Here is a 16,322-nt window from a genome sequence, read left to right on the forward strand (position 1 = left end):
GGTTGTAGCTCAGTTGGTTAGAGTACCGGCCTGTCACGCCGGGGGTCGCGGGTTCGAGCCCCGTCAACCGCGCCACTTTCCTCAGATGTCGTCAGAGTGTCCGCGCCCTAGTAGGCATATCCCAGCATCGCTTCCTGTTCTGCGTCCACCGACGCCTTGAGATGGGCAAGGTCGTCCGCGCTCCAGTCATCGGGCAGGGTGGGGCGTGCGGGCACTGCGGCTTTGAACTTGGACCCCAACCGTTTGACGACGGGGCGAAAATCCGCGCCGGGTTCCGTGCCAAGCGCATCTGCGAGCCGCGCCAGCGTCGCCTCGGGTGCGCTCTGCGCGTCCTCCATCCGCAGAACGACACATGTGCAGCCGCGCGCGGGCAGTGTCAGCAGATGCGCCAGCTTGGCGCGCCGCAGGGCAAAGAGGTTGGCAAAGGCGCGTCCCGTGGCCGGATCACGGTCATGTTGCAATGGCGCGCCGATACTGCCATCGGGCACCAGCCCCTCGAAATAGCGGGGTCGGTCAATGACCGTATCCCACGGCGCGCGCAGAAATTCCGAAAATGCCATCTGCTGCATCGCGGGCGTCGTGTGCCAGGGTTTGTCGAACATGGACCGCGCCCACGTGTCGGCCCGGCGCACCACGCAGATCACAGCCATGTCCGCTGGGATCGCCATCATATGCGGAAATCCGTGTTTCCACCCCAGCGCCTCCGACGGTTTCAGGGGCGTGTTGCGGCCCAGCAGACGCTTGACAAAGTTCGTGCCCGATGACCGTTCGCCCAGCACCTGATAGCGCGTGATGGGCCTGTCCCCGGCGCGCGTGGCGAAAAATCCGGTGTCGGCAAAGGCGGCGGGCAGGGTCATAAGCGCTCTTTTGTCGTTCTCAGGGGGGACTTCATCGGCTAGTGTGCCGCAAAACGATCCCGAGCAGGACCCTAGCAGATGCAAACAGTGGCCGCCGTTACCATGGTGCGCGATGATGCGTTTTTCCTCAAAGCGTGGCTGCGCCACTACGGTGAGATGTTCGGGCGGGAAAACTGCTACATCGTCAATCACGGGCGCGGCGCAGAGGTGGCGGCGCTGGCCGAAGGGTGCAACATCTTTGGCATTCCGGGCGACCCGCACAAGAATTTTGATGTCAAACGCTGGCAGTTGCTGAACAACCTCGTCGAGGGGCTGCGCAAATACTACAAACACATCGTCGTGGGTGACGTAGACGAGTTGGTGGTGTGGGACCCCGGCGTGGACGGATCATTGCCAGATTTTCTCAGGCAATCGCCCAAGGGCAAAGTGTTTACCCCGCTTGGGCTGGAGGTGATCCACCGCGTCGATCTGGAGGATGCGCCGATCGAGGATCGTATCCTCGGGCCGCGTCGCCATGTAAGGCCCGCGCCGCATTATTCGAAACCGTGCATCGTGTCGGCCCCGGTCAAGATCGCGCGGGGCGGGCATTTTACGCAGTTTCCGAAACTGCTGACACCGGAACCTCTGTTCCTGTTTCATCTGAAATTCTGCGATTTCGGCATCTACTCGGGCGTGATGGATCAGCGCAACGCCGTGACGGATGCGCTGAATTCAACCATCAAGGATGCCGCTGTCGGGCGGCACTGGTTTGCCGAAGCGCGCGGTGAGGACCGCGCTGTGTTCGAGGCATTCGAGACGCTGGAGATGCAGGACGCGTTCGACATGCGGCCCTTGCGGCGCAGAATGCAGCGCAGCTTTAAACCCCGGGGCGAGACCGGGTTTTATCAATTCGACCGCCCTGAATATGACACGCAATACCTGTTGCCCGAGCGGTTTTACGGCGCGATCTGAGCCTGTGCGCCAAGGAAATCAAGCAGCGCTTGGGTGGTCGCGCCGGGATGTGTGTCGGGAAAGAAATGGCCGCCGGGGATCGCCTGACTGTGCATATCGCGTAGATGCGGGGCCCATGTGCCGGGCACATCAAAATGCTGGGCCATGATACCATCGGCACCAAAAAGCACGAGGGACGGGATATCGACTGTGCGGTGCAGATCGGCGGTGTCCAGCGCCAGATCGACGTCAATGGCGGCGCGATAGTCATTACACATGCACCGCACCACGTCCGGGTTGCGCCACGCGGTGCGATACGCCTCCATCGCGCGGGGGTCGAATTGGGCACCGTCGCCGCCGATGCCGGTCAGGATGCCCTCGAAATACGCGACCGGGTCGCGGTTGATGAGCGTTTCGGGCAGGGGTTCGGGCTGCGCAAGGAACAACCAGTGATAGTAGGCCCGCGCGATCTCGTGGGTCATCCGGGTCAGCAGAAATTGCGTGGGCACGATGTCCATAACGGTCATGGACAATAGCGCATCGGGCGAATCGAGGGCCATGCGGTGCGCCGTGCGCCCGCCACGATCATGGCCCACAACGTGAAAGCGGTCGAACCCGAGGCGGCGCATCAGCGCCACCTGATCGGCCGCCATGGCGCGAAAGCTCATCTCTTCCATGTCCGCGGGCCGGTGACTGTGCCCGTATCCGCGCAGATCTGCGGTGACGACCGTGAACGCCTCAGCGATGCGGGGGGCGATGGCGTGCCACATCGCGCGCGTCTGCGGAAACCCGTGCAAGAGCAGCACAGGCGGACCGCTGCCAATGACATCATGGGCGATATCTGCGACGTCGGAGTGGGGGCCAGCCCCCACACCCCCGTGGTATTTTGGGTCAGAAGAAGACATGTCGGCCTAGGTCCGGGCGTTGCGCGCACGCGCCCGGCTGCGGGGTGAGGGCGGGCCCGGAACGGCACGGGGGGCGCGTTTCAGGCCCAAACGGGGCGATTGCAAAGATACGGGGCCGGGGCATTGTCATGTCAGCGCCGCCAACACGCGGGCCCAGCTGCGGATGCCTTTGTGAAAGCTCTCCATATCGTATTTTTCGTTGGGCGAATGGATTTGATCGTCATCCTTGCCAAAGCCGATCAGCATGGGCGTTGTTCCGAGGATGTCCTGAAAATGACCCGCAATCGGGATCGACCCGCCGCAGCCCACATAGGCCGCAGGCACACCCCATTCGTCACTGAGCGCGGTCCGCGCGGCCTCGAATGCGGGCGCGTCGGTTGGTGTGGACGAGGCGTGGCTGGCACCATGCCCGGTGAATTCAACCGTGCAGTCTGGCGGCAGCGTGTCCCGGACCATCTGGCGGAAGCTGTCGCGGATTTTGTGCGGGTCCTGATCGCCCACGAGGCGAAAGCTGACCTTTGCGGAGGCTTGCGACGGCAGGACCGTCTTGAACCCATCGCCGGTATAGCCGCCCCAGATGCCGTTGACGTCACAGGTCGGGCGGGACCAGATCATCTCGACCGGGGTGCGGTCCTGTTCGCCTGCGGGCTCGGACAGGCCTACGTCGCCAAGAAACGTCTTGTGATCAAATGCCAGCCCTTGCCATTGGCTGCGGATCGCGTCGGGCAGTTCAGGCACGCCGTCGTAAAACCCCGGCACGGTCACGCGGCCTTGATCATCATGCAGCCCGGCAAGGACGCGGCTGAGCACGCGGATCGGATTCATCGCCACGCCGCCATACATCCCGGAATGCAGGTCCTTGTCGGGGGCGGTGATTGTGATCTCTTCGGCCAGCAGGCCGCGCAGCATCGTGACAATTGCGGGCACGCGCGATTCAAAGAGGCCCGTGTCACAGATCAGCGCGAGATCGGCGCGCAGTTCATCCGCGTTGGCTTGCATGAACGGCACAAGGGAGGGCGAACCCGATTCTTCCTCTCCTTCGAAAAAGAAGGTGATCTTGCAGGGCAGGGTGCCGTGTTCGGCCTGCCACGCGCGGCACGCCTCGACAAAAGTCATCAGTTGGCCCTTGTCATCAGACGCGCCGCGGGCGCGGATCACGCGGCCTTTGGGCGTGTCCTGTACCTCTGGATCGAACGGGTCGCGGTCCCACAGGTCGAGCGGGTCGACGGGCTGCACGTCGTAGTGGCCGTAAAACAGCAGGTGCGGGCCGTCGCCGTCCACGTGCCCAACCACCATCGGGTGGCCCGGCGTGTCCCGCTTGTCCGCCTTGACCCCGATGCTGGCGAGATCCGCCACCAGCCAGTCCGCCGCCGTCTGGCAGTGTTCGGCAAAGGCCGGGTCGGTCGAGATCGACGGGATGCGCAACAGCTCCATCAGCCGTTCGGTCGCGTGGGGCAGGTCGGCGTCAATGCGGGAAAGGACGGCGTCGAGGGTCATGGTCGCTCCTGAATATCTGTCGCGGCGCACAGTGCGCAGAGCCAAACGGACTGTCCAGAGGCTGCGGTTGATCCAGATCAACGCGGTCGCGCCGGTCGGACGCCAAGTATCGGAAATATCGGACGCATATCGGCACGTCGGAACCGCCAACCTGCGACATGACGCGCATGTCATTTGCATTGAACGGCGCTCTGGCAATCTATATTCGTTCTAAATAGTCCGGCGGCGGTGCCGCGGGCAGAGACGAAGGGGACCTTTCGGTGGATTACGACGGCCAACTGGATCACGCGTTGCAACGGCTGCACGACGAAGGGCGCTACCGCACCTTTATCGATATTGAGCGGCAAAAGGGCCAGTTCCCTCATGCAAGCTGGACGCAGCCGGATGGCACTCAAAAGCCGATCACTGTCTGGTGCGGCAACGACTATCTGGGCATGGGCCAGAACCCGATCGTGTTGAAGGCCATGCACGAGGCGATTGACGCCACTGGGGCCGGTTCGGGCGGCACGCGCAACATCTCGGGCACAACTGTCTATCACAAACGGCTCGAGGCGGAACTGGCTGATCTGCACCGCAAGGAAGCTGCGCTGCTGTTTACCAGCGCTTACATCGCCAATGACGCCACATTAAGTACGCTGCCCAAGCTGTTTCCAGGCCTCATTATTTATTCTGACGCGCTCAACCACGCCTCGATGATCGAAGGGGTGCGCCGCAATGGCGGTGCCAAGCGCATCTTCCGTCACAATGATCTCGATCACCTGCGCGAGCTGTTGGCGGCGGACGACGCGGATGCGCCCAAGGTCATCGCCTTTGAATCGATCTATTCGATGGACGGAGATTTTGGCCCGATCGAGGCGATTTGCGATCTGGCGGACGAGTTTGGTGCGCTGACCTATATCGACGAGGTGCACGCGGTGGGCATGTACGGCCCGCGCGGTGCTGGTGTGGCCGAACGCGATGGGCTGATGGGGCGTATCGACATCATCAATGGTACGCTGGCCAAGGCGTATGGGGTGATGGGCGGCTATATCGCGGCATCGGAAAAAATGTGTGACGCCATAAGGTCTTATGCGCCGGGCTTTATCTTTACCACGTCATTGCCGCCCGCCGTTGCTGCGGGGGCTGCGGCCTCTGTCGCCTTTCTGAAGACGGCGGAAAATCTGCGCGCGGACCATCAGGCGCAGGCCAAAGCGCTCAAGCTGCGGCTCAAGGGATTGGGTCTGCCGATCATTGACCATGGGAGCCACATTGTGCCTGTCATGGTGGGCAATCCGGTGCACACCAAGATGCTGAGCGATATGCTGTTGCAGGATCACGGCATCTACGTGCAGCCAATCAACTTTCCCACAGTGCCGCGCGGCACAGAGAGGTTGCGGTTCACACCGTCGCCCGTCCATGGTCCGGGGGAAATTGATGCATTGGTTAATGCGATGGATCAACTTTGGTCGCATTGCGCGCTAAACCGCGCAGAAAGTGCCGGATAATCAGCTAAAATGTGCAAACGGCCTTGCGGTGTGTTAACCTGTGCCTAACAAACACGGTGAAGCGAATCGCAACCTGTGCGATAGCTGACACTAGGGACATTTGGGGCAGCGGGAATGATCGGGCGCAGAGCCGATAAATCCGACACAAATGAAGTCGCAAAGCCAAAGGGCTTTGACGACTTTGAGCTGCGTTTGGGCGATGTCATGCGCGGCGAACGCGCGACGCTCGGCAAATCCCTTTTGGACGTTCAGCGTGAATTGCGCATCAAGGCAAGTTATATCGCCGCCATCGAGGCCTGCGATCCCAGCGCTTTTGATACGCCAGGCTTTATCGCTGGTTACGTGCGGTCCTATGCGCGCTACCTGAACATGGACCCGGACCACGCCTTTTCCATTTTTTGTCAGGAAAGCGGGTTCGAAGTGGCGCATGGCATGTCTGCCGAAGCCTCTGTTATCAAAAAGCCGTCCCGCGAGGATCGTTTGGGCAAAGGTCCGGGCGCAGATATCTTTTCCGCCCCCGCGACACCGTTTGTCCCGGCGGCAGAGGCCATCTGGTCGCATATCGAGCCGCGCGCCATTGGGTCTTCGCTGGTCTTGCTGGCGCTGATCGGTGGCATCGGCTGGGGTGGCTTTGCCGTCCTGCAAGAAGTGCAGCGCGTGCAGGTGGCCCCGGTGGAACAGACGCCTGTTGTGCTGTCGGATCTGGACCCGCTTGACGCTGTGGCACCGGCCGCGACGCCTGCTGGCCCATCCATTGAAACGCCGCGTGCAGATGCGCTGGACCGACTGTATCGCCCGCAGGCGCTTGACGTGCCGGTGCTTGTTGCGCGTGACGCACCGATTGCGACGCTGAACCCCCGCGACCTTGGCACGTTCGCGACCCCCGGCGCGGCGCCTGAAACCGTCGCTGGCGTGGACCGCGCTCTGCAAGAGGCGCTGGATGCGCCATCGGTGCCACGCGTTGTCGAAGACGTGACACCGGGACTGACCATGGTCGCCGTTCGCCCAAGCTGGGTGCGTGTGCGTGCTGCGGACGGCACTGTGATCTTTGAGGCGACAATGCAGGCGGGTGACACGTGGAACGCCCCTCTGACAGAAGAGGCGCCGACCCTGCGCACAGGCGAAAGCGGTGCGATCTATTTTGCGATGAATGATAAATTCTATGGCCCTGTGGGTGACACCGGTCAGGTGACGTCGAACCTGCCGCTTGAAATTGCGGGCCTCAAGGAAACGTATCTGCCCGTGGACGTGTCCACCGATGAGGGGCTGGTGCGCTATGCCGAGGCGCGGGCCGCAGCCATCACCCAAGACACGGAATAAGCGCCGCACCCCATTGCCGCTTTGCACCGCACTGTCTATTTTGTCTGACAACTGCTGATCGGCTTTTGACGGGGTCCCCATGTCGCTGAACCACATCCGCCCGTGGCGCAATATCTACCGCCGTGAAAGCCGCCAGATCATGGTGGGCAATGTGCCGGTGGGCGGCGATGCGCCGATCACGGTGCAGACCATGACAAACACGCTGACCACCGATGTGGCGGCCACCATCGCACAGGTGCAGGCGGCGGCCGAGGCGGGGGCGGACATTGTGCGCATCTCTGTCCCGGATGAGGCGTCGTCGGCTGCCTTGAAAGAGATCGTGCCGGAATGCCCTGTGCCGATCGTGGCCGATATCCATTTCCACTACAAACGCGGGATCGAGGCGGCAGAGGCGGGGGCCGCTTGCCTGCGCATCAACCCGGGCAATATCGGGTCCGAGGACCGGGTCAAGGAGGTCATCAAGGCCGCCCGCGACCACAATTGCTCGATCCGCATCGGAGTGAATGCGGGAAGTCTTGAAAAGCACCTGCTGGAAAAATATGGCGAGCCGACCCCGGACGCGATGGTGGAATCCGGCCTCGACCACATCAAGATCCTGCAGGACAACGACTTTCACGAATTCAAGATCAGCTGCAAGGCGTCGGATGTGTTCATGGCCGCCGCCGCTTACCAGCAATTGGCTGAGGCGACGGATGCGCCGATCCACCTTGGCATCACCGAGGCGGGCGGGCTGACGTCGGGCACGATCAAGTCGGCCATTGGGCTGGGCAATCTGTTGTGGATGGGCATCGGTGACACGATCCGCGTGTCGCTTTCGGCGGATCCGGTCGAAGAGGTCAAGGTCGGCTATGAGATCCTCAAATCCCTGGGGCTGCGCCACCGCGGCGTGAACATCATCTCGTGCCCGTCCTGCGCGCGACAAGGCTTTGACGTGATCAAGACGGTCGAGACGCTGGAAGAGCGGCTGGCGCATATCAAGACGCCGATGAGCCTGAGCATCATCGGCTGCGTTGTGAACGGGCCGGGCGAGGCGCTGATGACGGATGTGGGCTGGACCGGCGGCGGATCGGGGCGCGGCATGGTCTATCTGGGCGGGGCCAAGAGCCACGCGATGGACAACGATCAGATGGTCGAACACATCGTCGAACAGGTCGAGAAGAAGGCCGCAGAATTGGACGCGGCAGAAGCGGCGCAAGCGGCTGAGTAGACGGATGTACGGCGCTGTTTGGCTGAAGCCAAAGGCGCCCCGCCCACCGTCCCATCGTCGCGTCACCAGAGAGTGTCAGGATTTTGGGCTGAGCAGGGCCTCGATCTCGGCAAAGCTGGCGGTGCTTTGGGGATAGTCGAAACGACCGTCTGACAGGGCTGCGCGGATCACCGACAGGGCACCGCCATAGGCTGCGCGGGCCAGACCGGAGCCGACGCTGATCCGTGCCACGCCAAGGTTTGCAAGATTTTGCACCGTCAATGCGGTGTTGGCTGCGCCGACCAACACGCTGACAGGCGTGTCGCCCGCCGCTTTGACCACCGCGCGTACATCATCCGAGGATGCAAGCGCCGGGGCAAAAACCACATCCGCGCCCGCGCTGGCAAAGGCCGTCATCCGGTCGCAAACCTGTTCAAGCGTGAGTGTGCCGGTTAGCAAGCCTTCGGATCGGGCCGTGAGGACAATGCCGTGCGCGCGGGCCGCGTCGACGGCCGCCTCCACACGGGCCAGTGCCAGATCGAACGGATAGATTGGATCGCCTGCAATCTGCCCAAGGTCCTCGATGGAGACGCCCGCAAGCCCCGCTTGCGCTGCCAATGCCACTGCCGCAGCCGCCGCATCAGGGCTTTGGCCCCCACCGTTTTCAAGATCGGCAGAGACAGGCACATCCGTTGCACCGTTTATCGCAACCGCCGCAGCGATCATTTCGTCCAGCGAAAGGTCGCCGTCCTGTTTGCCCTGCGCGAACGCCGCCCCGGCAGAGGTCGACGCCAATGCGTGCGCGCCCAAGGCCTGCAACATCACCGCGCTGCCCACGTCCCACGGGTTTGGCATCACCAGCGGCGTACCGGGCACGTGCAGATCAAGAAAGCGGCTCATCCCCGCTTGTCGTTGACCAGCGCCTGCATCTCGTCATAGGGCAGGTAGCCGCGCAGCAGTTCATCTTCCAGCACGAAGGTCGGCGTTCCGGTAATTTGCAACCGCTGCGCCAGCGCGCGGGTGCGGCGGATTTCGTCGGTGACTTCGGCGCTGTCCATCTGCGCCTCGATCGCGTCCGCATCAAGGCCAAAGGTCGCGGCCATGCGGCGCAGCGCACGCATGTTGACGTCACCGTTCATCGCCATCAGCGCATCATTCACACCCTTGTAGGCGTCATCGCCCGCAATCTGCTTGGTCGCCACGGCAAAGCGCGATGCCAGCAGGGACTGTTCGCCCAAGATCGGGAATTCCTTGACGATCAGGCGGATATTGCCGTCGGTTTCCAGCAGCTTGGCCACTTCTGTGTGGGCGCGCTTGCAGAACCCGCAGCGGTAGTCGAGGAATTCGACCAGTGTGATGTCGCCCTCCGGGTTGCCGCCCACCCAGCTGAACCCGTCGTCAAAGATGTCGGCGGCGTTGTCTGACACCAGGCTTTGATCGGCTTGCGCCTGTGCGGCGGCTTCGCGTTCTTCGAGAACGGCGACGGCTTCCATGATCACCTGCGGATTGTCGAGCAGGTAGGCGCGGACCTCTTCGCGGAAGATCGCGCGTTCCTCGTCGGTCATCTGGGTGAGGTCCAGAGCGCTTGCGGGCAGGGCCATACACAGGGCCAAGGCAGGGGCAGCAAAGAGGGTACGCAACATCATCGACTATCTCCGTTTCTTGGCGGCACGTTCAGAGGCAAGGAGCACATCCTGTGCACGTTGCCAAGGGCCGGACCCTTCGGGCAAGAGCCCGGAGGCCCGTTTCGCGTGAATTCCCGCGTCCTCAAGCCGACCGCGCAGAGCGTAGCGTTCGGCGGTGACAAGGGAGGCCATGCCGCGTTGTCCATTGCGGGCATAGGCAACGCTGAGGTCGCGCAGCATGGAACTGTCGCGGAAATCGACGCGGCGGGCACGTTCGAGCGCTTGGAGCGCTGCGCGGTCATTGCCGGTCGCCAGCAGTGCCCGGCCATAGCCCGCCTGCAAAAGCCCGTCGCGTGGCCGCAGCTTTACCGCTTGGGCATGGGCGTTGACGGCGGCGTTGAACTGGCGCGATTCCATCAGGATCTGGCCCTTGAGGTCGTAATAGAACGGGTCCTGCGGGCGCAGCGCGATGGCTTTGTTGATCGCCGCCACTGCGCGTTTGGTGTCGGAATTGCGATGTCGGGCGATCGCTTCGCGCATCAGAGCGATGTCTTGCGCGCCGCTGTCATCCAGCCGCCGCAACGTCCAGCTGCCGCGCCGCTGGAACGCGGTCAGCTTGCCTTTGGCGCGCAGGAACCAGTAATCCGCTGGCGTGGCCCCACCGGTTTCGGCACGGGCCGCGGCGGCGGCGAACGCCTCAATCGCGCGCAGACGGTCGCGGCTGAGCGGGTGGGAGCGCACATAGGGGTCCTGACGACCTGCCGACAGGGCCTCTTGCCCGCGAAAGAGTTGCATCACGTCCAGCATTCCCGACACCGGCACACCCGCACTGCGCATGTAGCGCAGGCCCGATTGGTCGGCAGAGCTTTCCTCGGCGCGTGTGTGGGCAAGAAACTGGCGCTGTGCCGCGCTTTGCGCGCCGATGGCAAGGCCGGTCGCCGCCTTGCCGCTGCCGGACGCGGCACCCGCAAGGATGGCAAGTGCCGTGCCGAGGGCCGCGGCATTGCGGGCCGCCCCCAGATTGGTCAGCCGCCGGGTGATGTGTCCGTTGGCGATATGGGCAGCCTCATGCGCGATCACCGCTTGCAGCATCGCGGCCCTGTCCATCCGCGAGATCAGGCCCGAATGGATGTAAATCGCGTCATTGCCGATCACAAATGCGTTCAGAGACCCGTCATCCACGACAAGGATTTTTGTCCCCGATGCGCTCAGCCCGGCTGCCCGCAGGATCGGGTCGGCCACTTGCGCCAAGGCATATTCCATGTCCGCATCACGCAACAGGGTGACAGCGCGGGCGGGCAGGGCCAGCGCGCACAGCAAAAGCAGGATTGACGCCTGCCACAGAAGCCGATGAAAGGTCATGCAAGGATCATAGGAGACGCCATGCGAACCTCAAGCCGAAGCGACATCGATCCCTTCATCGTGATGGACGTCATGGAAGCCGCGCGGGCCGCCGAGGCCGCAGGACGCCACATCATCCATATGGAAGTGGGCCAGCCCGGCACCGGCGCACCGCAGGCGGCGATCCGCGCATTGACCGATGCGATGGCGGCCGGACCGCTGGGTTACACCGTGGCGTTGGGGCTGCCAGAGCTTCGGGCGCGCATCGCGCAGCTTTATGGCGAGTGGTATAGCATCGACCTTGATCCCGCGCGCGTCGTGATCACCTCCGGCGCGTCAGGCGGGTTCCTGCTGGCATTCAATGCGCTTTTTGACAGCGGCGACCGGGTAGGGATCGGTGCGCCCGGCTATCCAAGCTACCGGCAAATCCTGCGCGCACTGGGCCTTGTGCCCGTCGATCTGCAAACCGCCCCCGAACACCGTTTGCAACCGGTTGCAGCCGACCTTGCGGGGCAAGATCTGGCGGGTTTGTTGGTGGCGTCGCCCGCGAACCCCTCGGGTACGATGCTGGCCCGCGATGCGATGGGGACGCTTGTTCACGCAGCGCAAGGGGCGGGTGCCGCGTTCATCAGCGACGAGATTTACCACGGCATCGAGTACGAGGCCAAAGCGGTCTCTGCGCTTGAGATCAGTGACGATGTCTATGTGATCAATTCGTTTTCCAAGTATTTCTCCATGACCGGATGGCGGGTAGGCTGGATGGTGGTGCCGGCGGACCATGTGCGGGTGGTCGAACGGCTGGCACAAAACATGTTCATCTGCGCGCCCCATGCGAGCCAAGTGGCGGCCCTTGCCGCGATGGACGCACCAGAGGAGCTTGAGGCAAATCTGGCCGTTTACCGGGCGAATCGCGCGCTGATGCTCGACGGACTGCCAATGGCCGGTTTTACCAACATCGCACCACCCGACGGGGCGTTCTATGTTTATGCGGATGTGTCGGACCTGACCGATGACAGCCGCGCCTTTGCGGCCGAAATTCTGGACCGGGCGGGGGTCGCGGTGACACCCGGCCTCGACTTTGACCCGGTGCGGGGACATCAGACGCTGCGCTTTTCCTATGCGCGCAGCACGCAAGACATCGCCGAGGGTTTGCAGCGCTTGCGCGATTTCATGGCGCGGCGGTGACAGGGGGCATTTCCGTACCGGGCCGCTTGGCCTATGGTGGTGGCAAAACAAGCGGGCACCGATGCGGGCACTTTTCTCGGCAATTCTGATCTGGCTGGCGGCCTCTGCGGCGCAAGCGCAGGACCTCAGCGGTCTTGCGCGGATTGATCCTGCGGCCAGCGGGATCGAGGACGGCTGGTTTGGTCGGACCACCCTGACCTTGTCGCTTAGTCAGGGCGTGCCGTTCCGCGTCTTTACCCTCGACAATCCGGCGCGGCTTGTGGCGGATTTCCGGGAGGTCGATTTCGAAGGCATCGTGCGCAGCGACTTGCTGGCGGAGGCAGGCCGCGTCGCGGACGTGCGCTTTGGTGTGTTCAAGCCCGGCTGGTCGCGGCTGGTGCTGGATCTGAATGCGCCGATGCTGCCCACGTCCATCGGGATGCCGGTGGACCAGAGCAATGGGCGCGCCACGTTGAACATAACGCTCAAAGCCGTTGATGCGGATGCATTTTCTGCCAAGGCGCGCGCGCCGGACGATGCGGGATGGGGCGTGCAGGCTGCGGCGGCACCGGCTCCGGCTGCGCCGGACAGCTTTGTCGTGGTGATTGATCCCGGCCACGGTGGCATCGACCCCGGTGCGGTGCGGGAAAGCACCAGTGAAAAGGAGTTGATGCTGAGCATTGGCCGCGATTTGCGAGATGCATTGCGCCGGGCAGGTGGGGTTGAGGTTGTGATGACGCGGGACGAAGATGTGTTTGTGTCGTTGCCGGGTCGCGTGGCGCTGGCCCATCAGGTTGGCGCGGATGCGTTCGTATCCTTGCACGCTGACGCGCTCAGTCAGGGGCAGGCGCGGGGGGCCACCGTCTACACCCTGTCCGACGAGGCAAGCGATGCGGCCTCTGCCCAACTGGCCGCACAGCATGACCGGTCTGACATTCTGGCGGGCATTGATCTAAGCGGTGCAGATGATGAGGTGGCCACCGTCCTGATGGAGATTGCGCGCACCGAGACGATGCCGCGCACTGACACGCTGGCCACAGCCCTGATCAACGCGATGCGCGCCGCCGGTGGCCCGATGAACAAGCGCCCGCGCCGCGAAGCCGGGTTTTCCGTGTTGAAAAGCGCCGATATCCCGTCCGTTCTGGTTGAGGTCGGGTTTTTGTCCGACGCCCGCGATCTGGCCAATTTGCGCGATCCGGTGTGGCGCGCGGTGATGGTGGAGGCGCTGGCGGGTGGCATCCTCGCATGGCGCGACACGGACGCGGCCACGCGGCCCCTGATCCGCCAGTAACATCGGCGGCATCTTGCATGGGCAACCTTTTGACGATGCCTGCGCAAAGGCGTATGTTGAAGCCCAATAAAAACGCAGTTCATGCACAGGCGGGCGGCCATGTTCCGGTTCATTCTTTCCTTCTTTGGCGGGATATTCACCACGATCACGATGGGGGCCATGATGGTCGCCCTGTCGATTGGTGCCGTGTTCTGGATGTATGGGCGCGACCTGCCCAGCCATGAGAGCCTTGCGCAGTACCAACCCGCAACCATCAGCCGCATCTATTCCGGCGAAGGTCAGATCATTGACGAGTTTGCGCAGGAGCGTCGCCTGTTTGCGCCCGCCGACACGATCCCCGATCTGGTCAAACAGGCATTCATCAGCGCCGAGGACAAGAATTTCTACACCCACGAAGGCTACGATCTGCGGGGCATCGGCTCTGCCGCCTATGACGCGATCCGGTCGCGAGGGCAGGACGTACGCGGCGCCTCGACCATCACGCAACAGGTGATGAAGAACTTTCTGCTGTCGGGCGACCGGCAGGCCGAACGCAAGATCAAGGAAATCATCCTCGCCGCCCGTGTCGAAGAGGCGTTGAGCAAGGAAAAGATCCTCGAACTGTACATGAACGAGATTTTCCTTGGGCAGAACTCCTATGGCGTTGCGGCAGCCTCGCAGACCTATTTCAACAAGAAGCTGAGTGATCTGGCCCCGCATGAGGCGGCATTCCTTGCGTCCCTGCCCAAAGCGCCGTCCGATTTCCACCCCGTGCGGCGCAAGGACCGGCTGATGGCGCGCCGGAACTTCGTGCTCAAGGAGATGTATGAAAACGGGTATATCACGCGCGCGGAATATGAGAGCGAGCGGGCGATGCCGCTGAAATCTGTGCAGAACGGTGATTTCGAGAGCTTCAAGGCGGAACTGCCGCCGCGTGATTATTTCACCGACGAAATCCGTCGCCAGCTGAGTGAGGATTTTGGCGAAGGCGAATTCTTTACCGGCGGCTACACCGTGCGCGCGACCATTGACGCGGAGATGCAGCCCTTTGCGGCGCGTGCCCTGCGCCGCAAGCTCGAGGATTATGATCGCAATCAGGGCGAATGGCGTGGCACCGGCAAGAAGCTGGAAGGGGCGGATCTGGAAAACTGGGCCGTGACGCTGCCTGCGCTGACCGTGGCGCGCGACATCGACCTGAATGGGGTGTGGCGCCCGGCAGTGGTGCTGGCGGTCGAGGACCAACAGCTCCGCGTCGGCATCGAAGGCTGGACCGAGGAGGAGCCGGCACCTGTGGTGCCGCGCGAGGACATCAAATGGCTCAAGGGCAACTTCGTTGACAATTTCGAGGTTGGGGACGTGGTGCATGTGCGCGCCATGACCGCCGACGGTGACGGGTCGTTCCTTCGTTGGAGCCTGCGGCAGGTGCCCAAGGTGCAGGGCGGGTTTGTGGCGATGGACGTCAACACGGGCCGCGTGATCGCCATGCAGGGCGGGTTCAGCTACCAGCATTCGGTGTTCAACCGCGCCACGCAGGCAAAACGTCAGCCCGGTTCCAGCTTCAAACCCTTTGTCTATGCCGCAGCACTGGACAGTGGCTACACGCCAGCCACCATCGTGGTCGATGCGCCCATCGAGGTGAACACGCCGCAGGGTTTGTGGCGGCCCAAGAACTCGTCCAACAAGTTTTACGGGCCCACGCCGTTGCGCACGGGCATCGAACAGTCAAGAAACCTGATGACCATCCGTCTGGCCGAGGAGGTCGGGATGGAAGTGGTGGCAAGCTATGCCGAAGAATTTGGGGTCTATGACCGGATGCGGCCCTTCCTTGCCAATTCGCTGGGGGCCGAAGAGACGACGCTGTACCAGATGGTGTCGGCCTATGCGATGTTTGCCAACGGTGGCGAACGGGTGCGGCCGACGCTGGTGGACCGCGTGCAGGACCGGTTTGGCCGCACGGTCTATCGCCACGACCAGCGCGATTGCGAGGAATGCACCCGACTGGCGAGCCTCGACCCCGGGTTCAGCCCCAAGATTGTGTCGAACCGGGAACGGGTCATGGACCCGGTCACGGCCTATCAGCTGACGTCGATGATGAAGGGCGTGGTGGATCGTGGCACCGCCCGGTCGATCAAGCTGCCGGTGCCGATCGCAGGCAAGACGGGCACAACCAACGACACCAAGGACGTGTGGTTCGTGGGCTTTTCCAGCAATATCGTGGCGGGCTGCTATATCGGTTATGACCAGCCTCAGCCCTTGGGCGGATCGGTGTCGAGCGGACGCACCTGTGGCGGCGTGTTTGCGGATTTTATGGGGGAGGCCATCAAGAAATACGGTGGCGGGGCCTTTGAAGTGCCGGAGCAATGTGAATTCAAAAAGATCGACCGGTTCACCGGTTCGCGGCTGAGTGCCGAGGCGTCGGGCGACAATGTCGTGGCCGAATGTTTCCGCGAGGGCGAAGAGCCGATCTTTGGCATCACCTTTGACGGTGGGTTTGCCATGGGTGCGGACCTGCCGCTGTTCGAAGAGGCGGGCGGCGGGGGCCGGCAGGTCACAACGTCGACCGGGAAAAAGGCCGTGGTGGGCAACAAGGCCAATTTTGGCACGCTCAGCTCGGGTGGTCTGTATTGAGGATGGCATGTGACGCGCGTGTCCGGGCCTGCGCCCGGCCACGACGCCCCACCCGCCATCCCTTTTGGCGTTGCTCTGGCTTGTGACCGCCCGGACCATCCGCTATTCGAAGGCT

At 62.9% G+C, this 16,322-nt stretch carries 13 protein-coding genes; 7 read left to right on the forward strand and 6 right to left on the reverse strand.

The features are described 5' to 3' along the window. Positions 1-107 precede the first annotated feature (107 nt). On the reverse strand, positions 108-857 hold the full coding sequence (locus Q1A85_RS17285) for a hypothetical protein (protein ID WP_299692312.1): 750 nt from the start codon (positions 855-857) through the stop codon (positions 108-110). Between the two features lie 78 nt (positions 858-935). On the opposite strand from Q1A85_RS17285, the gene Q1A85_RS17290 reads away from it, so the two are divergent. Continuing rightward, the gene (locus Q1A85_RS17290) at positions 936-1,808 is read left to right on the forward strand and encodes a glycosyltransferase family 2 protein (RefSeq protein ID WP_299692315.1); all 873 of its coding nucleotides are present in this window, start codon (positions 936-938) and stop codon (positions 1,806-1,808) included. Here Q1A85_RS17290 and Q1A85_RS17295 read toward each other — a convergent pair. Both Q1A85_RS17295 and Q1A85_RS17300 read right to left on the reverse strand, forming a co-directional pair. Beyond that, entirely contained in the window at positions 1,793-2,692 is a 900-nt protein-coding gene (locus Q1A85_RS17295) for an alpha/beta hydrolase (protein ID WP_299692318.1), read from the reverse strand. The two genes, Q1A85_RS17290 and Q1A85_RS17295, sit on opposite strands and share 16 nt — an antisense overlap. Before the next feature lie 126 nt (positions 2,693-2,818). Next, positions 2,819-4,189 carry a M20/M25/M40 family metallo-hydrolase gene (locus Q1A85_RS17300; protein ID WP_299692321.1) on the reverse strand — a complete coding sequence of 457 codons (1,371 nt, stop codon included), beginning with the start codon at positions 4,187-4,189 and terminating at the stop codon, positions 2,819-2,821. Between the two features lie 260 nt (positions 4,190-4,449). Between Q1A85_RS17300 and hemA the strand changes: the two genes are divergently transcribed. The 3 genes from hemA (at position 4,450) to ispG (ending at position 8,200) form a co-directional block, all read left to right on the forward strand. Continuing rightward, a complete protein-coding gene (hemA, locus tag Q1A85_RS17305; RefSeq protein WP_299692324.1) occupies positions 4,450-5,673 on the forward strand; it encodes a 5-aminolevulinate synthase in 1,224 nt (407 codons plus the stop codon). 114 nt (positions 5,674-5,787) lie between these two features. After that, a complete protein-coding gene (locus Q1A85_RS17310; protein ID WP_299692327.1) occupies positions 5,788-6,993 on the forward strand; it encodes a RodZ domain-containing protein in 1,206 nt (401 codons plus the stop codon). 79 nt (positions 6,994-7,072) lie between these two features. Continuing rightward, a complete protein-coding gene (ispG, locus tag Q1A85_RS17315) occupies positions 7,073-8,200 on the forward strand; it encodes a flavodoxin-dependent (E)-4-hydroxy-3-methylbut-2-enyl-diphosphate synthase (protein ID WP_299692330.1) in 1,128 nt (375 codons plus the stop codon). Between the two features lie 75 nt (positions 8,201-8,275). Here the strand turns inward: ispG and Q1A85_RS17320 are convergent, their stop codons facing one another. Genes Q1A85_RS17320 through Q1A85_RS17330 form a run of 3 tightly spaced genes read right to left on the reverse strand, consistent with a single transcriptional unit; the run spans position 8,276 to position 11,166 of the window. After that, positions 8,276-9,079, reverse strand: coding sequence for an isocitrate lyase/phosphoenolpyruvate mutase family protein (locus Q1A85_RS17320; RefSeq protein WP_299692333.1), 804 nt, complete (start codon positions 9,077-9,079; stop codon positions 8,276-8,278). Continuing rightward, positions 9,076-9,822: a DsbA family protein gene (locus tag Q1A85_RS17325; RefSeq protein ID WP_299692938.1), complete on the reverse strand. Its 747-nt coding sequence runs from the start codon at positions 9,820-9,822 to the stop codon at positions 9,076-9,078. The genes Q1A85_RS17320 and Q1A85_RS17325 overlap by 4 nt, the downstream gene beginning before the upstream one ends. Positions 9,823-9,828: 6 nt before the next feature. Next, positions 9,829-11,166 (reverse strand): M48 family metalloprotease, encoded by a 1,338-nt coding sequence (locus tag Q1A85_RS17330; RefSeq protein ID WP_299692336.1) that lies wholly within the window; start codon positions 11,164-11,166, stop codon positions 9,829-9,831. Between the two features lie 21 nt (positions 11,167-11,187). Here Q1A85_RS17330 and Q1A85_RS17335 point away from each other — a divergent pair, with 21 nt between their 5' ends. From Q1A85_RS17335 to Q1A85_RS17345, 3 genes are all read left to right on the forward strand, one after another. Then, positions 11,188-12,330: an aminotransferase class I/II-fold pyridoxal phosphate-dependent enzyme gene (locus Q1A85_RS17335; RefSeq protein WP_299692339.1), complete on the forward strand. Its 1,143-nt coding sequence runs from the start codon at positions 11,188-11,190 to the stop codon at positions 12,328-12,330. Between the two features lie 61 nt (positions 12,331-12,391). Next, complete coding sequence (locus tag Q1A85_RS17340) at positions 12,392-13,600, forward strand: N-acetylmuramoyl-L-alanine amidase (RefSeq protein WP_299692342.1); 1,209 nt, start codon at positions 12,392-12,394, stop codon at positions 13,598-13,600. Between the two features lie 99 nt (positions 13,601-13,699). Next, complete coding sequence (locus Q1A85_RS17345) at positions 13,700-16,207, forward strand: PBP1A family penicillin-binding protein (protein ID WP_299692345.1); 2,508 nt, start codon at positions 13,700-13,702, stop codon at positions 16,205-16,207. Positions 16,208-16,322: the final 115 nt, after the last annotated feature.

Origin of the sequence: uncultured Tateyamaria sp. (assembly GCF_947503385.1) — a bacterium.
Taxonomy (GTDB): Bacteria; Pseudomonadota; Alphaproteobacteria; order Rhodobacterales; family Rhodobacteraceae; genus Tateyamaria.

Excerpts from the sequence above, each read along its gene's own strand:
- Q1A85_RS17285 (WP_299692312.1), bottom strand. The coding sequence starts at position 857 with ATGACCCTGCCCGCCGCCTTTGCCGACACCGGATTTTTCGCCACGCGC.
- Q1A85_RS17290 (WP_299692315.1), top strand. The coding sequence starts at position 936 with ATGCAAACAGTGGCCGCCGTTACCATGGTGCGCGATGATGCGTTTTTC.
- Q1A85_RS17295 (WP_299692318.1), bottom strand. The coding sequence starts at position 2,692 with ATGTCTTCTTCTGACCCAAAATACCACGGGGGTGTGGGGGCTGGCCCC.
- Q1A85_RS17300 (WP_299692321.1), bottom strand. The coding sequence starts at position 4,189 with ATGACCCTCGACGCCGTCCTTTCCCGCATTGACGCCGACCTGCCCCAC.
- Q1A85_RS17310 (WP_299692327.1), top strand. The coding sequence starts at position 5,788 with ATGATCGGGCGCAGAGCCGATAAATCCGACACAAATGAAGTCGCAAAG.
- ispG (WP_299692330.1), top strand. The coding sequence starts at position 7,073 with ATGTCGCTGAACCACATCCGCCCGTGGCGCAATATCTACCGCCGTGAA.
- Q1A85_RS17320 (WP_299692333.1), bottom strand. The coding sequence starts at position 9,079 with ATGAGCCGCTTTCTTGATCTGCACGTGCCCGGTACGCCGCTGGTGATG.
- Q1A85_RS17325 (WP_299692938.1), bottom strand. The coding sequence starts at position 9,822 with ATGTTGCGTACCCTCTTTGCTGCCCCTGCCTTGGCCCTGTGTATGGCC.
- Q1A85_RS17330 (WP_299692336.1), bottom strand. The coding sequence starts at position 11,166 with ATGACCTTTCATCGGCTTCTGTGGCAGGCGTCAATCCTGCTTTTGCTG.
- Q1A85_RS17335 (WP_299692339.1), top strand. The coding sequence starts at position 11,188 with ATGCGAACCTCAAGCCGAAGCGACATCGATCCCTTCATCGTGATGGAC.
- Q1A85_RS17340 (WP_299692342.1), top strand. The coding sequence starts at position 12,392 with ATGCGGGCACTTTTCTCGGCAATTCTGATCTGGCTGGCGGCCTCTGCG.
- Q1A85_RS17345 (WP_299692345.1), top strand. The coding sequence starts at position 13,700 with ATGTTCCGGTTCATTCTTTCCTTCTTTGGCGGGATATTCACCACGATC.